The sequence below is a fragment of the Paenibacillus sp. FSL R5-0914 genome (genome assembly GCF_038004525.1).
In the GTDB taxonomy this organism is placed as follows: domain Bacteria; phylum Bacillota; class Bacilli; order Paenibacillales; family Paenibacillaceae; genus Paenibacillus_AQ.
The window spans coordinates 1,801,338-1,815,848 of sequence record NZ_JBBORH010000001.1; the positions used below are offsets into that span (position 1 = coordinate 1,801,338).

The window sequence follows — 14,511 nt, forward strand, 5'->3', positions numbered from 1 at the left end:
GTACAACCTCGGCACTTTGTGCAAATGAGGTTGTACCTTTTTTGCATGCTCTTTTTCTATGCGTGTTAGGTCTGATCACTTATGAATAAAGGGGAGATGAGCAAATGAAGAAGAGTAAACGATCTAAAATGCAAGCGGTATCATTTAGTTTGACCCTAAGTCTGCTGTTGGCATTGACGGTTACGGCTTGCGGTTCAGGCAATGGGAACTCTACGGCTCAGCCGAATTCAAGCCCGAATTCCACAGTGAACGAGCCGGGGGGAACTACAAATGAGACAAATCCCGCCGAAGAGGAGCTGAAACCGGAAGCTGGGGCCGAATTAACGGTCTGGGAAGCCAAGGAGCAGGTTGAGTACATGAAGCAGTTAGCCGCTGAATTCGAAAAAGAATACGGCGTTCCTGTCAAGGTTGAGGAAATGGCGGGCGGCGATCAGGGAACAAGGTTGGCGACAGATGGCCCGTCCAAACTAGCCGCCGATGTGTTGACTCTCCCGCATGATCAGATTGGTCAGGCTGTCAAAGCGGGATTGCTTTTGCCAAATGATGTGTTTGAGGAAGAAACGAAATCAACTATGGTGGAGACAGCTATTCAGGCATCGACTTATGACGGTATCCTGTACGGCTATCCTAAATCGGTGGAGACCTATGCGCTGTTCTACAACAAGGATCTGATATCCGAAGCTCCAAAAACTTGGGATGATGTGATCGCTTTTGCCAATACGTACAATAAGCCGAAAGAGAACAAATTTGCGATCATGTGGGAATTCGTCGGGTATTACAGCTATCCATTCATTGGCAGCTTCGGCGGATACATTTACGGTGACAACAATACGAATGTCAAAGATATCGGCTTGAATAATGAAGGCACCGTCAAAGGATTTACCTTTCTTCAGAGCTTAAAAGGAATTCTCCCATTGAATGCAGGAGATATCACCTATGACGTTAAAACTCAATTGTTTCAGGAAGGCAAGCTGGCGATGAACATCGACGGGCCTTGGTCCATAGCGATGTTCAAGGATCATGTTAACCTTGGAGTGGCGCCTCTTCCTAAGGGACCTGATGGTCAAGACAGCATTTCTTTTTCCGGTGTTAAATCGTATTATGTCAATTCCTATACGGTATATCCGGTCGCTAGCCGCTTGTTCGCACATTTTGCAAGCAGCAAGGAGAATCAGCTAAAGAACTTTGAAATGACGGGTGCGATTCCTGCGAGCATTGAAGCCGGAGAAGCGCCGGTAATCAAAGATGATCCGATTATAAGTGGATTCTTCGAGCAGTTCCAACACTCCGTGCCGATGCCTTCTCTATCGGAAATCAAATCCGTCTGGGAACCGCTAAAGGCAGCTTTTGTATCCCTGTGGAACGACCCGGGTCTTGATGTTAAGCAGACGCTCGATAAGACTGTATCAACGATTCAGGCCGATCTGGATTCGAAGTAAAGGACAGGTGACTTGAGCTATGCACAAAAAAACAGGTGCAGCGCTACTCTCGGCTATTATTCCGGGACTGGGCCAGTTCTTCAATCGACAGTGGCTGAAAGGATTAGTATTCCTGCTGGTGGGGTCTGCTGGAATCTATTTTATTGCTCATGATCTAATGGGTTATTTGCGGGGATTGATCACACTTGGTGAATTTCCAAGCCGTATGGTCAAGGTAGGTAAATTAACCCGGATGGTGGAGGGCGATCACTCCATTTTTATGATGATCAATGGTCTGATGTCATTGCTGGCGCTGCTGTTTTATACAGCTTTTCATTTACTGAATATCAGGGATGCCTTTCTAGTTGGAGCTGCGCGGGACCGGAATGAGCCCATTCATTCATTCGGTGAATCGCTCAGACATATGGGGCGTAGAAACTTCGCCTATCTTGTACTAGCGATTCCTTTTGTGGCAGTGGTTTTTCTGACGATATTGCCGCTTGTTTTTTCGGTGCTACTGGCGTTTACGAACTATGCCGACCCGATTTTACCGCCTGCGCATCTAGTAGAATGGGTGGGGTTCGGTAATTTTAATAAAATGCTAAGTTTGGATGTATGGAGTTCAACCTTCGGCGGAGTGCTGACTTGGACACTGATCTGGGCGATTATTGCTACTGCGACGACTTACATTGGAGGTGTGCTCATCGCTGTACTTATTCACCAGCCCCGTGTTCGGTGGAAAAAGCTTTGGCGTACACTGCTGATCGTTCCCTTTGCTATTCCTAATATGATTTCTCTGCTCGTCATGCGTAATATGTTCAATAATCAGTTCGGACCGATCAATAGTTATGTAAGAGCTTTGGGATTGGAGGGGGTGGCCTGGCTGACTAATCCTTTCTGGGCAAAGGTCACCGTAATTCTGGCTAATATGTGGATCGGAATTCCGGTTACCATGATTCTGGCCTTTGGGGTACTGACAACGATTCCAAGGGATATGTACGAAGCTGCTGAAGTGGACGGTGCTGGGGCATTCTACAAATTCCGCATGGTTACACTGCCTATGGTACTGTTCGCGACTGCTCCAATCCTGATCATGCAGTTTGCCGGTAACATTAATAGCTTTAACGTCATTTACCTGATGACCAACGGAGAACCGGTTAATCCGGATTACCAGTACGCGGGCCATACCGATCTGCTGGTGACTTGGCTCTACAAACTGGCGCTTAACCAATCGCAATACAGCTTTGCTTCCGTAATCGGGATTGTCATCTTCCTGCTGGTCGCGACCTTCTCCATCTGGAGCTACCGCCGAACGCGATCCTACAAAGAGGAGGATATGATTGCATGAAGCCAAAACTGACAGAAGTGTTTAAAACGATTGGAAGCCATTTGCTACTGATTGTGCTCAGTTTTATTAGTCTTTTTCCAGCGTTTTGGATTATTATGTCTTCATTCAAGACGGGAAACAGTTTGTTCAGCGACTCGTTGATTCCTAAAAATATCACGTTCATTCATTACAAGGAACTGTTTGAGCAAACTAAATATTTGATTTGGTTCATGAATACACTAAAGGTTGCAGCGCTGTCTACGCTACTTGGCACTTTTCTGCTGCTGTTGACTTCGTATGCCATCTCTCGCTATCGGTTCACGGGTAGAAAAACGACACTGACCGCGCTTCTAGTTCTGCAAATGTTTCCGGGATTCATGGCTATGATTGCAGTTTACGTGCTGCTGAACACGCTTGGGCTACTGAATTCCCATTGGGCACTTGTGCTTGTATACAGCAGTGGCGCCATTATCACCAATGTGTTTGTGGCTAAAGGTTTTTTTGATACTATTCCTAAAAGTCTGGAAGATGCTGCGCGGATGGACGGGGCGAGCCACATGAAAGTTTTCCTCTCTATAATGATCCCGCTGTCAAAACCGATGCTTACCTATGCCAGTCTTATGATATTTAATGGCTGCTTCGTGGATTTCATATTCGCGGACCTTGTATTGCGTACGGAAGAGACGAGAACACTCGCTGTCGGGCTTTTCCGGATGGTGAATCAAAGCAATTCGACCGAATTCACATTGTTCGCCGCCGGAGCGGTGCTGGTTGCTCTCCCGGTCACGCTACTGTTCATTTTCCTTCAGCGTTTCCTGGTGGACGGTCTGACCGCGGGTGCAAGTAAGGGTTAATTCGATTTGCGCTCCCACTATACAGCAGAACTGAATTCCATAAAAACCACTTCCTTTTCAGAAGAGCAAGAATCTGAAGCGGGAGTGGTTTTTTAATTTAAAAGCTTCATTTATGTTCCTGTCATTCAGGATTTATTGCTGATGGAATTGTTTTTGTGTGGTTTCTAAAATCTTCTTGGTGCGGAGAGGATTGAAGAATGATGAAAATAGGAGTAGAATTCCTCATGGAACTAACACTTAAGGGAGTTTGTGATGTATAAAAAATCCCCGGAGCACGGGGTTATTTTCTAGCATTTATTAAATGTAGAATCCTAATAAATCCTTGTGAGTTATAGAGCAGCAAAGAGAAAAGAGGAGAGTTACCATGGAAACAGTATTAGTACGAGAATATCGGTCAGATTTGCTGGAATGTGTCCATAGCGGACATATTGCTATCGTAGGAGAAAACGGCAACGTAAAGGGCTATGCAGGTGATCCTGAGTTTGTATCCTTTACCCGTTCTGCGGCCAAGCCACTTCAGGCTATCCCAGGCATTCGTGGAGGAATCGTGGAGCATTATGGTTTTACACCCGCTGAGGTTGCCCTAATGACTGCTTCTCACCGAGGAGAGAGCTACCATGTTGCTGCGCTAGAGAGTATTTCCTCCAAGATTGGGATCGATGAGCAACAAATGATATGTGCCACTAGCTATCCACTGGATTATACGAGTAGAGAGAATGCCATTCGCGGCGCGGGCAAAAGAAAGTTCTATCATAACTGTGCAGGCAAGCACATGGGGATTTTATCGTATAGTAAGCTCAAAGGACTACCACTTGAAGAATACTCTCAGCCGGAGCAAACGGTTCAGCGTGAGATTATAGATACGATTGCTTATATGGCTGGTGTAGCACCAGACAGTATTGGTCTAGGTACGGATGGATGCGGTCTGCCGGTATTTGCCATGCCTTTGACAGCCTTGGCGACTGCGTATTTGAAATTAGCCAATCCTGATTTAATTGCTGACGAGGCAACTCGCAGAGCGGTCACCACAATCACTGCGGCCATGAATGCTCATCCGGAGATGGTTTCTGGGTCTGGACGCCTTGATTCAATCCTTTTGGAAGATGAAAATATTATTGCTAAGGGTGGATTTAAAGGCGTATATTGCTTCGGGTTGCGCCGCGAGCGACTGGGCATTGCCTTCAAGATTCTGGATGGATCAGAAGAAGAGTGGGGACTTATTGTACAGGGGATTTTAAATCAGATTGGATACAGTCAGAAAAATACTTTGGAAAAGCTGCGTAATGCATTTTCAGGTGTGATCTACAATGATGGTGGTACACGGGTAGGTCATGCAGATACAGAATTTCAGCTTCATTTCATGAAATAGGAACTTAAAAAGGAGCCCGTCGCTGCGCATCCATCTCGGATTCGCAGCGACGGGCTCCTTTTGTAAACGAAGAACAATTATTTCTGACGTAGACGGCCGAGTTCGGAGACGAGCGCTTCCACCTGAGAAATACTGAGTCTATCACTGCCCATGGCTACCTCATAGACATCGAAGATATCTTCATATTTATCTACTGAAAAAGCGGAGGCTTGCATTGCAGCAGCACTTGCCATCTTCAGTTTGTTCTTGATGGCCTCGATCATATATTCAACATTTTCCTGACTAGGTTGTGTTAAATCCATAGGGTTATTAACATCCTTTCTGTACACTGATTCATGTATTTTACCATGATTGTGAGCTTGATCACCATTTTTTTGTCGGGCTCACAGAAATCATGTTAAATTAAAGGCATGAAATCAAAAATATCGTCGAAGGGAGGAAAGGTATTGGCAATTAGAGAACAGGGAAGCAGTAAACGAAGCAAAATGGACGATGTAGGATTGGTGTCCTTTTTTATGGAAATTGCAGCGCTACATTCAGCTAAGAAAGTTACCTTTCTGTGTATCGGAACGGATCGATCTACAGGTGATGCTCTCGGTCCACTAACAGGCAGCAAACTTCTGGAATATGGCTTTCCGCACGTAATCGGTACGTTGCCATCTCCTTGCGATGCAGATAATTTGGTGGCCAGAGTCGCTGAGATTCCATCTGAGCATATCATTATTGCTGTGGATGCTTGCCTAGGACCTCCAATAGCTCTTGGATATTACTTCGTTTCGAATGAGCCGCTTCAGCCAGCACAATCGGTGGGGGTATGCCTTCCCGCAGTGGGGCATTATAGCTTGGCGGCGATTGTAGATATCAACGGTCCCAAGCCCTATCGGACGCTGCAGACGACTCCACTACATAGAGTTATGGTTATGGCTGAACAAATTGCCGCCGCAGCAGCAAAAGGGTTTGGAATTGGGCGTTAAGAATAGGATGCTGGTTTCAAGGAGAGCTGTTTTGCTTAATAATAGATATTAGTTAATATATCTTAGTAATTTGGAAAGAGGGAAGCAGCCATGGAAAGAGTACGTTGTGACGGAAGCAATATTTGCTACAGTGATCAGGGGAAAGGCGAGGTTATTGTATTACTGCATGGCTTTTGCGGAAGTGCTGAATACTGGGAACAAATCATTCCCATCTTAAGCAGCGACTACCGAGTGATTGCTCCCGATTTACGTGGTCATGGAGCTTCAGAGGCTCCACTAGGCCCCTATACTATTGAACAAATGGCAGACGATGTTCTGGGCTTGTTAGATACACTAGAAATTTCTGAATGCACCATGCTGGGACATTCTCTTGGTGGGTATATTACACTTTCGTTCGCGCAGCGGTATGCCTCTCGATTGAAGGGCTTCGGATTAATCCATTCTACTGCATATCCGGATAGTGAAGAAGCTCGGGAGAATCGATTGAAAAGTGTCAGCAGGATTCAAAATGAAGGCATTACTCCTTTTGTGGACAGCTTCGTCCCAGGAATTTTTGCTAAAGCAACCGCTTCTGCATCACCGCAGCTGCTGGAGCGAGCTAAAGAAATTGGTTACAAAACGCCTCCACAAGGAGCAGCGGGAGCTGCGCTGGCGATGCGCGAGCGTCCGGATCGGCGTGATGTGATCACAGCTACCACGTTGCCGGTACTACTTGTTGCTGGCGAGCAGGATGAACTGATTCCTGCGGAGCGCACCTTTACTTCGGATAAACCAAATATAACGCAAGCTACGATTTCTGGAGCGGGCCACATGAGCCTCTTTGAAGCTCCTGAACGGTTAGCTGAGGTTATCAAGGAATTCACCCAAGCTACGGTTAGTATTAACAGCCATTCGTGATCGCTGAAATAATAATTCAAAAAGAGGCAGCTCCGCGTCAAAGTAACTGGCGTGGGCTGCCTCTTTTTTAGGAGACTATTTGAAACTTACGGATTACCAATCCGGCAAAGATAGCTATGGTTGTTACGCCGCCAATGAGGAACGGCATTTCATGTCAATAAGTAGAAGGATTCTAGTCATTATTTTTCCCGTAATTGCTTTAGTGGCATAGCGTAGTGCAATGGTTTAAGATAAATGAATAAAACACATATAATACCTAGATACAAAAGCTTCACAGTTACAGTATGGAAAAGGGGGAAGTTCATGTTCCGAAGAGACTATATTGTCCGAATGATCGAAGATATGACGGCGATGGTTGCCAAGGTTCTAACGCTGAAGCAAGAGCGAAAGACAACGGAAGCCTTATGGGAAATTGATGAGCTATTGAACCGACATTTTCCGCTGAACTCACGTCTTTTAAATTCACTATCTGTAGAAGATATTATAGATATGTTCCGGTTTAACGGTGTATTGGAGTCAGATAAGCTTCAAGGTGTAGCTAAGCTGCTTAAGGAAGAGGGCAGCATTTATGCTGCAAAAGGCGATCATGACGCGGCACTATTCAGAAGTATGAGAGCACTGCATTTATATTTGTACGCAGATTTGCACGGCGCTGATCGAGAAATGCTGCAGATGACGGAGGATATTAATGAACTTCTGGAGGAAGTCAAAGCGTATCGGCTTCCAGCCAAGACGGAACGGCTGCTTCTAGATTATATGGAGTCAATCGGACATTATAGTAAAGCGGAGGACAGTCTGTATCGACTATGGGAGCAGGGAGAAGATGTCTCACTGGAAGGTGATGAATTGTACAGACGGCTGCTGCTTAAATCACCGGAAGAATTGGAACAAGGTTCGCTTCCTATCCATGAAGTGGAACAAGGATGGAAAGAGTGGCACCGGATCACAGAAGTTCGAAGGGAGTCGGAAGCCTAATGAATACCCCCTTATTTATTATCGATGCCTTTGCAGGAAAAGCATATTCAGGAAACCCGGCAGCAGTATGCTTGCTGAAGCATCCAGTCGACGAGGCATTTATGCTTAAGACAGCAGCAGAAATGAACTTGTCAGAGACGGCATTTCTCTGGCCGGAGAATGATGGATATCGTCTGCGCTGGTTCACGCCCAAGGTTGAGGTTAATTTATGTGGCCATGCTACTCTAGCGAGTGCACATATATTATGGGAGGTGGGATTGCTGGATCCAGAGGTGGAAGCTAGATTTTATACACGCAGTGGGTTGCTTAGAGCTTCTCGTGCGGATGACCTCATCTCACTGTACTTCCCGCCTTATGAGCTTAAGTCTTCTCCTACAATTCCGGCTCTTATAGAAGCGCTTGGTATTACAGAAGAAAATGTGGTAGAAACTATGCTCTATGCTGACAATGTACTTGTACGGCTCGATCAGGAATCCCTAGTTCGCGAACTTAGCCCAGACTTCGGGGCTTTATCCCGGCTTGAAGAGCGAGCCTTTGCGGTTACTGCAGAAAGCTCCATCGAAGGCATTGATTGTGTGTCACGGTTCTTTGCACCGAAGATGGGGGTAAATGAGGATCCGGTCACAGGCTCAGCACATACTGCGCTAGCACCTTTCTGGGCTAGTCGACTTAACCGTACGCAGTTGACCGCTTATCAAGCTTCCGAACGAGGAGGCTTACTTCAACTTGAGGTAAGCAAAGATCAAATTAAGATGTCTGGCCGAGCAATAACTATTGTTAGTGGAGAGCTGCATGTGAAGCCCTGATAGGATAACTCTTGTAGAGCCGTGATATAATGGAACGATGATGGTTAGGAGACAATGATTCTCCATTTTTAATCCCGAAAGTGAGATGTGCGTTGTGGAATCTTTAAAAGCTCTTATTGAACAACTGATTAATGACCGTACCTTGATTATGGCTACCTTAAGCCAAGTACGTAACAAAGGGGAGACCTGTACGAAGGTACAGATTAAACCTGTCGAACTAAAAGGTAAGTTGCATTATCAGTTTGCGTCCTATATTGGTACAAAGGTTGAACATCGCAACGTACCGGCAGAATTAGCAGCGGAGGACATGACTCTTTTATTTAGAGAATCATATCGCCAAGGCTTGTTATGCACGGTGGAAGCGGATTATCAGGTGCTGATTAGCAAGAAATTCAAAGTATCCATCCTTACCAAGTCTCCAAGTAAAAAAGAAGAGCCGGATCTAGCACACAACCGCCGCAAGCGTTATGTGCTGGAGGATGGAGAACCTGTGCCATTTCTTGTGGAGCTTGGCATAATGAACAGAGAAGGAAAAGTGCTGGCCAAGCGATACGATAAGTTCCGGCAGATCAACCGTTTCTTGGAGATGGTTGAGGATGTGCTTGCCGATCTGCCAACGGGACGGCCATTAACGATTGTTGATTTTGGCTGTGGTAAATCGTATTTGACCTTTGCTCTTTATCACTATCTGACCGTCCGCAAGAAGCGGGAGCTTAATATTATTGGACTTGATTTGAAAGCGGATGTAATTGAGCATTGTAATGAGCTTGCTGCGAAAATCGGTTATGATCACCTGAAGTTCCTTGTGGGTGACATTGCCGAGTACGATGAGCTGGATCAGGTAGATATGGTTATAACGCTTCATGCTTGTGACACAGCTACAGATGCTGCACTCGAAAAAGCAGTACGTTGGGGCGCCTCCGTCATTTTGTCTGTGCCTTGCTGTCAGCATGAATTGTTCGCGCAGATTGAGAATGAAGTAATGAGTCCGATGCTTTCACATGGGATACTTAAGGAACGTTTCTCTGCCTTGGCTACGGATGCTATCCGTGCCAAATTGCTCGATATGATGGGTTATAGCAGCCAGCTGCTGGAATTCATCGATATGGAGAATACACCGAAGAATATTTTAATCCGCGCCGTTAAAAGCTCGGGTGGTGATAACTCCGTCAAATGGCGTGAATACACCGCATTCCGTGATTTTATAGGGGCGAAACCTTACCTTGAGCGCGTATGTGCTGACCTGCTTCCGAGTGAAATTTCGGTGGAGGGATAATAGCACGGCATTTTAGGAGCGGTAAGTTGCTTTAGTTGTATTTTGTGCAGCTATATATGCTTTGAAGATGCTTTTTTTGGACTTAATTGTACTCTGTACACTTAAAAATGAACAATTCTCCGCATATGGCGGAATTCTCGAAAAATAGTTGTACATTATGCAATTACACTAGGATGCAGTAACGAATATCAGAGGTTAGTTGTACTTTTTGCTTCTATATAGCTTTTTTGATGAGAATTGGGACGGTACAGCTCCTTCGTGGAGAGGTATCGTCCTTTTTGCATTCTAGTTTTGCGAAGGGGAAATGTGGAAAGGATAGAGATAACTTAACGAATATAGGGGTATCTAAATGGGGAGCGTTAACAGAGAGCGGAGTCTGGATTCAATAATCGTATATTTTAGTGCAGCCTTAGTCATCGCAGCCGGAGTAGGAGCTTGTTTGCTGCGTGGATTTTTTTTTACAGAGGAGATGTACCTCTTTCTGACCCTATGGTTTGTGATGTGTTCTGTGGCTTTGCTTTATTTGTACATTGGAGTAGGCAAGTGGAGAAGTAGCACAGGGGGAGCAAGTGGAGTACGTAGAGCTTTGAAAATAATGTTGACTGCACCTTTAATAGTTCTATCACTCTATCAGATTCATTGGCTAAGAGATCCTCTTTCGGCACAGGGAACAATGAATGAAATATTACGGTGGGGCTTGTATGCTAGCTTTGCATTTTTGGTTTGTTTTTGCGCGTTGAATCGGGTGGGGCGTCAGCTTATCATTGCTGCGTGGTCTATTTTGGGCATATTCTTAAGCATAAGTGCTTTGCTGGCAGTGTGCGGGGTGGTAGAGTTACCTTTCGCTATAGCCTACAGCAATTCATCGGAAGTAAGCATTACAGGTGCCAGATTAGCAGGGGTGATGGAATATCCTAATGCCTTTGGTGCTGTGATGGCTGTTTTTCTACTGGAGCGGCTGTTTGCTGTCGCTGCTTATTATGAAAGACCTCAGAAGAGTGTGGATAGATGCGATAGATTGGAACGGCGAGAACCGCGAAGCACGGCCGCCGCGCTGCTGCGCTTGCTGCCGCTGTTCCCGTACGCCGCGGCGCTGCTCCTCAGCGAGTCGCGCGGCGCGTGGCTGACGGCGGCTTGCGCCTGCGCCGCCGTCTTGCTCTGGAAGCGGCAGCTCATCGCGCCGCTTCTTGCCGCTGGCACCGCGCCCGTGGTCGCCGCGGCGCTGCTCTACCGCCAACTGGCCCGTGCCGGGTTGGCGGTAGAGCCTTTGCCCGGCCTGCTGTTGCTGGCCGGGCTTTGGGCCGGCGCGTTGCTAGCCGGCCTATGGCTGTGCCGCCGCCAGCGCAGCGCGGCGGGCAGTGCCCGAGCCACCATGCTGGCATTGGCGGCAGCAGGTTGGACGGCGGCGGGCACCGTCGTCCTCCTGCACGTGCGCGAGCGGATCACCGGACCGTCATCGACGGTATCCGCGCGTGGTCTGTTCTACCGCGACGCCTGGCGGCTGGCGGTAGAGGCACCTTGGCTGGGGCGCGGGGGCGAGACTTGGCGGAGTTCATACCTCGCCGCCCAATCTCGCCCTTATGTTGGCAGCCAAGTGCATAGCGGTTATCTCGACATCCTGTTGAACCTAGGATTTGTCGGCCTGGCAGCCATACTGCTTATGCTGCTAGCAGCAGGCTGGCTGCTGGCTAAGAGATCGCCGCGTCTGCTGCCGCCATTTTTGGTTATCGTTATGCATAGCGCAGTCGATTTTGACTGGAGCTACGGATTAATCTGGCTGCTGCTTTTTTGGCTGCCAGCACTTGCCCTGTCTGAATATGAGCAGAAACATCAATCTGCGAATACCCGCTTTACGTCCATAAGTTTGTTCACCACTCATTTCGCATCCGCGAACCTCAGCGCCCCTATCCCTGCATTCGCGAGCATGTCACCCCCATATTCCCGCCGACTATTCATCACTGTCGCCTGCTGCCTTTGTCTCATGCTATCTGTATTGTCCCTTCACGCCACACAAGGAGAGAGGTACTACCGGCAAGCAGTTCAGACGGTTGATCCCTCGGTGAAGGTAGATTTGCTAGAGCAATCACTAGCGTGGAATCCCCAGTCTCCTAAAACAGCTGTAGCATTATCCAGGCTACTTACGGGTGAACAAAGCGTGAGTATACTCCAGCAGAGTTTGCAATATTCTCCGGAGAATGCAAGTTTAAACTGGGAAATGGCTAGACGATGGATATACAGTGATGATCCGGGAGCTGCATTATATTGGATACGCCGAAGTATTAAGCTCGATAAATACAACTCTGTTAAGTGGGTCAAAGGGATTGAAGGCATGCTTATGATGGGCCGGAAGAAGTTAGCGGAAGGGAATCGAATGGAGGTCATAAGCTGTATTGCCTCAGGGAACGAGCTTCTGCGGGAGTATAGAGTGTTGGCAGAATACGAGGCAAGTAAAGGTGAGCAGCATAATGACCGGAAGTTCCAAATAACAGAACAAGCCGACGACCTGAGTCGACGGCTTAGTGTATTGGCTTCACGATTTTAACTGACGTGAAATGATCCAAGAGTATAGAACAGGAACGAGAATAACAAGTACAAGAGCTGTAATAATAAGGGTCTGAGACAAGACGCCGCTCAAAAAGGCTCCCCCAAAAATAAGCAACCCGCCGATCATCCACATTCTTCCGGAAAGACGATGTGTTTTTCGCCACACCTCTGGGCTAGAGAGCGTCCATGCTGTGCGAACACCGAACAAATAATTATCTTTTACCTGTGGCATGTAGTTGCCGAGCGCAATAAACATCACTCCTAGGGCTCCTATAGCAATTTTGCCCACATTAATATCTTTACCCAGACCGTAAGCAACCGTGAGCACGAGCATGAGATTAAAAAGCACCCCAATGGCGAGTCTGCTCATAGCATAGGCATTTTCGAACTTCTTATAATTTTCCCGTTTAGGATCGATGCTACGTGTGAATTGCATGATCAGCGGAAGCACAATACCCAGGATTCCGAACATAAAAATAGCTATGTTTTTATCCCAATACCGGTTGACTTTACCCGAAATTCCCCACTGCGCGGGCAGCTCCTGTGGCAGCTTGCCATAATTGATTAAAGCATAAGCTAATGAAGCTAAACCTAATATCACAATCAGTGTATCTTGCCATCTCCATTTAAAATCATTCATCTTCAATCAGCCTCCTTCTCAGAATCCATACCACGGCTTTGTTTTCCGTCCAGTGATTTGCTTTCCGTCTCCGTTTGCTTTCCCGTACGTGTAAGCTCGAGCAACCAGCCAAGAACCTCTTCGAGAACCGTCGTATTTAATGAATACATAATGAATTGACCTTTGCGTTCATCCTGTACGAGATCGGCATGCTTCAGTGCATTCAGATGGTGAGAAATGCTTGGTTTTGACATGTTGAAAAAATCAGCAATTTCACCTGCGGTTCGGTCCTTCTCCCTTAGTAACCGAATGATTTGGCGACGGGTAGGGTCAGCTAGTGCTTTGAAAGACTCATTCATATTCCACCCACCATTTCGATATTTAGGTAATTATCTAAATATATAATAACCATTCTTATTCTTATCTGTCAATGCGTATTCTCCTCATTTTGATTGAGAAAGAAATTGTCACCGAATCTTTGGATTTACCGGCGTTTGCGGCTATGCCCTTGCTAATACTAACTGTGGGCAAGTATTCGATGAATGGTTCGAAACATAGAAGCGGAGGAGAGGATATATGATGCTGACGAATAAGGTTGCAGTTGTTACAGGTGCGGGTTCTGGGATTGGGGAAGCAATTGCTCTTCTTTTTGCCCAGCAAGGGGCTAAGGTTATTGCTGCGGACATCCATCTGGGGGATGTTGAAGCGGTGGCCAAGAAGGCAGAACAAGGTCATGGCAACGGGGTGGTGTATCCTGTAAAGGCAGACGTTTCGAAGGAAGAGGATACTCAGCGAATGATTGATGCCGCAAGTACACAATTTGGTGGACTTCATATTCTCGTTAATAATGCGGGGATCATGGATAAAATGACCCCGGCTCATGAAATCACAGACGACTTATGGGAGAACGTAATTGCAGTGAACGTCACCGGACCCATGAGAGCCATTCGTAAGGTCTTACCGATTTTCATGGCACAAGAAGGTGGATGTATCATCAATGTAGCATCGATCGGCGGCTTAGAGGGATCACGTGCAGGAGTGGCCTATACTGCCTCCAAGCACGCTGTCATCGGTATGACTAAAAATGTAGGGTATCAGTACTCGAAGCTTGGAATTCGCTGTAATGCTATAGCACCAGGTGGGGTAAAGACGAATATTGATTTGTCTAATCCGAGTGCTTTTGGTAGTCAAAAGGCAGGAGATGGTATGGCGTCCATGCCGCGAACAGGGGAAAGCAGCGAGATCGCATCGATAGCTTTATTCCTGGCTTCAGAAGCTGCGAGCTTCGTGAATGGAACGGTAATAACGGCGGATGCCGGATGGACCGCTTATTAAACAGCTTTTACATTTTAGACAAACAGGTGTCCATTTCCATCTTCATTGCTGGAAGTGTACACCTTTTCTGGTTATACAGGTCGTTCTAACTCTTTTTAAGAGAGGGTCGATATAGGA

14 protein-coding genes are annotated in these 14,511 nt (G+C 46.7%); 11 read left to right on the top strand and 3 right to left on the bottom strand.

The features are described from left to right. The first annotated feature begins 104 nt into the window (after positions 1-104). From MKX60_RS07925 to MKX60_RS07940, 4 genes are all read left to right on the top strand, one after another. Positions 105-1,439 carry a sugar ABC transporter substrate-binding protein gene (locus tag MKX60_RS07925; RefSeq protein ID WP_341059486.1) on the top strand — a complete coding sequence of 445 codons (1,335 nt, stop codon included), beginning with the start codon at positions 105-107 and terminating at the stop codon, positions 1,437-1,439. A gap of 19 nt (positions 1,440-1,458) precedes the next feature. After that, complete coding sequence (locus tag MKX60_RS07930) at positions 1,459-2,766, top strand: sugar ABC transporter permease (protein ID WP_042191843.1); 1,308 nt, start codon at positions 1,459-1,461, stop codon at positions 2,764-2,766. After that, the gene (locus tag MKX60_RS07935) at positions 2,763-3,599 is read left to right on the top strand and encodes a sugar ABC transporter permease (protein ID WP_341059487.1); all 837 of its coding nucleotides are present in this window, start codon (positions 2,763-2,765) and stop codon (positions 3,597-3,599) included. Before MKX60_RS07930 ends, MKX60_RS07935 begins: the two co-directional genes overlap by 4 nt. A 364-nt stretch (positions 3,600-3,963) precedes the next feature. Then, positions 3,964-4,968, top strand: coding sequence for an asparaginase (locus MKX60_RS07940; protein ID WP_341059488.1), 1,005 nt, complete (start codon positions 3,964-3,966; stop codon positions 4,966-4,968). 77 nt (positions 4,969-5,045) lie between these two features. On the opposite strand, the gene MKX60_RS07945 is transcribed toward MKX60_RS07940, so the two are convergent. Then, on the bottom strand, positions 5,046-5,270 hold the full coding sequence (locus MKX60_RS07945; protein WP_042191840.1) for a DUF1128 domain-containing protein: 225 nt from the start codon (positions 5,268-5,270) through the stop codon (positions 5,046-5,048). A gap of 144 nt (positions 5,271-5,414) precedes the next feature. Between MKX60_RS07945 and yyaC the strand changes: the two genes are divergently transcribed. The 6 genes from yyaC to MKX60_RS07975 all read left to right on the top strand — a co-directional run bounded on the left by yyaC (position 5,415) and on the right by MKX60_RS07975 (position 12,438). Further along, positions 5,415-5,942, top strand: a complete 528-nt coding sequence (gene yyaC, locus MKX60_RS07950) for a spore protease YyaC (protein ID WP_256716395.1) — start codon at positions 5,415-5,417, stop codon at positions 5,940-5,942. A 90-nt stretch (positions 5,943-6,032) separates the two neighbouring features. Beyond that, positions 6,033-6,839, top strand: a complete 807-nt coding sequence (locus MKX60_RS07955) for an alpha/beta fold hydrolase (RefSeq protein ID WP_042191837.1) — start codon at positions 6,033-6,035, stop codon at positions 6,837-6,839. A gap of 303 nt (positions 6,840-7,142) precedes the next feature. Continuing rightward, positions 7,143-7,814: a DUF6483 family protein gene (locus MKX60_RS07960; protein ID WP_341059489.1), complete on the top strand. Its 672-nt coding sequence runs from the start codon at positions 7,143-7,145 to the stop codon at positions 7,812-7,814. Then, on the top strand, positions 7,814-8,620 hold the full coding sequence (locus MKX60_RS07965) for a PhzF family phenazine biosynthesis protein (RefSeq protein WP_042191832.1): 807 nt from the start codon (positions 7,814-7,816) through the stop codon (positions 8,618-8,620). The genes MKX60_RS07960 and MKX60_RS07965 overlap by 1 nt, the downstream gene beginning before the upstream one ends. Positions 8,621-8,705: 85 nt before the next feature. Beyond that, positions 8,706-9,896, top strand: a complete 1,191-nt coding sequence (locus tag MKX60_RS07970; RefSeq protein WP_076300657.1) for a class I SAM-dependent methyltransferase — start codon at positions 8,706-8,708, stop codon at positions 9,894-9,896. A 934-nt stretch (positions 9,897-10,830) separates the two neighbouring features. Next, the gene (locus MKX60_RS07975; RefSeq protein ID WP_341060282.1) at positions 10,831-12,438 is read left to right on the top strand and encodes an O-antigen ligase family protein; all 1,608 of its coding nucleotides are present in this window, start codon (positions 10,831-10,833) and stop codon (positions 12,436-12,438) included. Here MKX60_RS07975 and MKX60_RS07980 read toward each other — a convergent pair. After that, entirely contained in the window at positions 12,427-13,080 is a 654-nt protein-coding gene (locus MKX60_RS07980) for an SdpI family protein (RefSeq protein WP_341059490.1), read from the bottom strand. The two genes, MKX60_RS07975 and MKX60_RS07980, sit on opposite strands and share 12 nt — an antisense overlap. 2 nt (positions 13,081-13,082) lie before the next feature. After that, positions 13,083-13,418, bottom strand: a complete 336-nt coding sequence (locus MKX60_RS07985) for an autorepressor SdpR family transcription factor (RefSeq protein ID WP_341059491.1) — start codon at positions 13,416-13,418, stop codon at positions 13,083-13,085. Positions 13,419-13,635: 217 nt separating this feature from the next. Here MKX60_RS07985 and MKX60_RS07990 point away from each other — a divergent pair, with 217 nt between their 5' ends. Continuing rightward, the gene (locus MKX60_RS07990; RefSeq protein ID WP_340972847.1) at positions 13,636-14,394 is read left to right on the top strand and encodes an SDR family oxidoreductase; all 759 of its coding nucleotides are present in this window, start codon (positions 13,636-13,638) and stop codon (positions 14,392-14,394) included. Positions 14,395-14,511 lie beyond the last annotated feature (117 nt).

Bases quoted from the DNA above. Each gene is read 5' to 3' on its own strand.
- MKX60_RS07925 (WP_341059486.1), top strand. From the start codon at position 105: ATGAAGAAGAGTAAACGATCTAAAATGCAAGCGGTATCATTTAGTTTG.
- MKX60_RS07945 (WP_042191840.1), bottom strand. From the start codon at position 5,270: ATGGATTTAACACAACCTAGTCAGGAAAATGTTGAATATATGATCGAG.
- MKX60_RS07990 (WP_340972847.1), top strand. From the start codon at position 13,636: ATGATGCTGACGAATAAGGTTGCAGTTGTTACAGGTGCGGGTTCTGGG.
- MKX60_RS07965 (WP_042191832.1), top strand. From the start codon at position 7,814: ATGAATACCCCCTTATTTATTATCGATGCCTTTGCAGGAAAAGCATAT.
- MKX60_RS07930 (WP_042191843.1), top strand. From the start codon at position 1,459: ATGCACAAAAAAACAGGTGCAGCGCTACTCTCGGCTATTATTCCGGGA.
- MKX60_RS07960 (WP_341059489.1), top strand. From the start codon at position 7,143: ATGTTCCGAAGAGACTATATTGTCCGAATGATCGAAGATATGACGGCG.
- MKX60_RS07955 (WP_042191837.1), top strand. From the start codon at position 6,033: ATGGAAAGAGTACGTTGTGACGGAAGCAATATTTGCTACAGTGATCAG.
- MKX60_RS07980 (WP_341059490.1), bottom strand. From the start codon at position 13,080: ATGAATGATTTTAAATGGAGATGGCAAGATACACTGATTGTGATATTA.
- MKX60_RS07940 (WP_341059488.1), top strand. From the start codon at position 3,964: ATGGAAACAGTATTAGTACGAGAATATCGGTCAGATTTGCTGGAATGT.
- MKX60_RS07985 (WP_341059491.1), bottom strand. From the start codon at position 13,418: ATGAATGAGTCTTTCAAAGCACTAGCTGACCCTACCCGTCGCCAAATC.
- MKX60_RS07970 (WP_076300657.1), top strand. From the start codon at position 8,706: ATGTGCGTTGTGGAATCTTTAAAAGCTCTTATTGAACAACTGATTAAT.
- MKX60_RS07975 (WP_341060282.1), top strand. From the start codon at position 10,831: ATGGCTGTTTTTCTACTGGAGCGGCTGTTTGCTGTCGCTGCTTATTAT.
- MKX60_RS07935 (WP_341059487.1), top strand. From the start codon at position 2,763: ATGAAGCCAAAACTGACAGAAGTGTTTAAAACGATTGGAAGCCATTTG.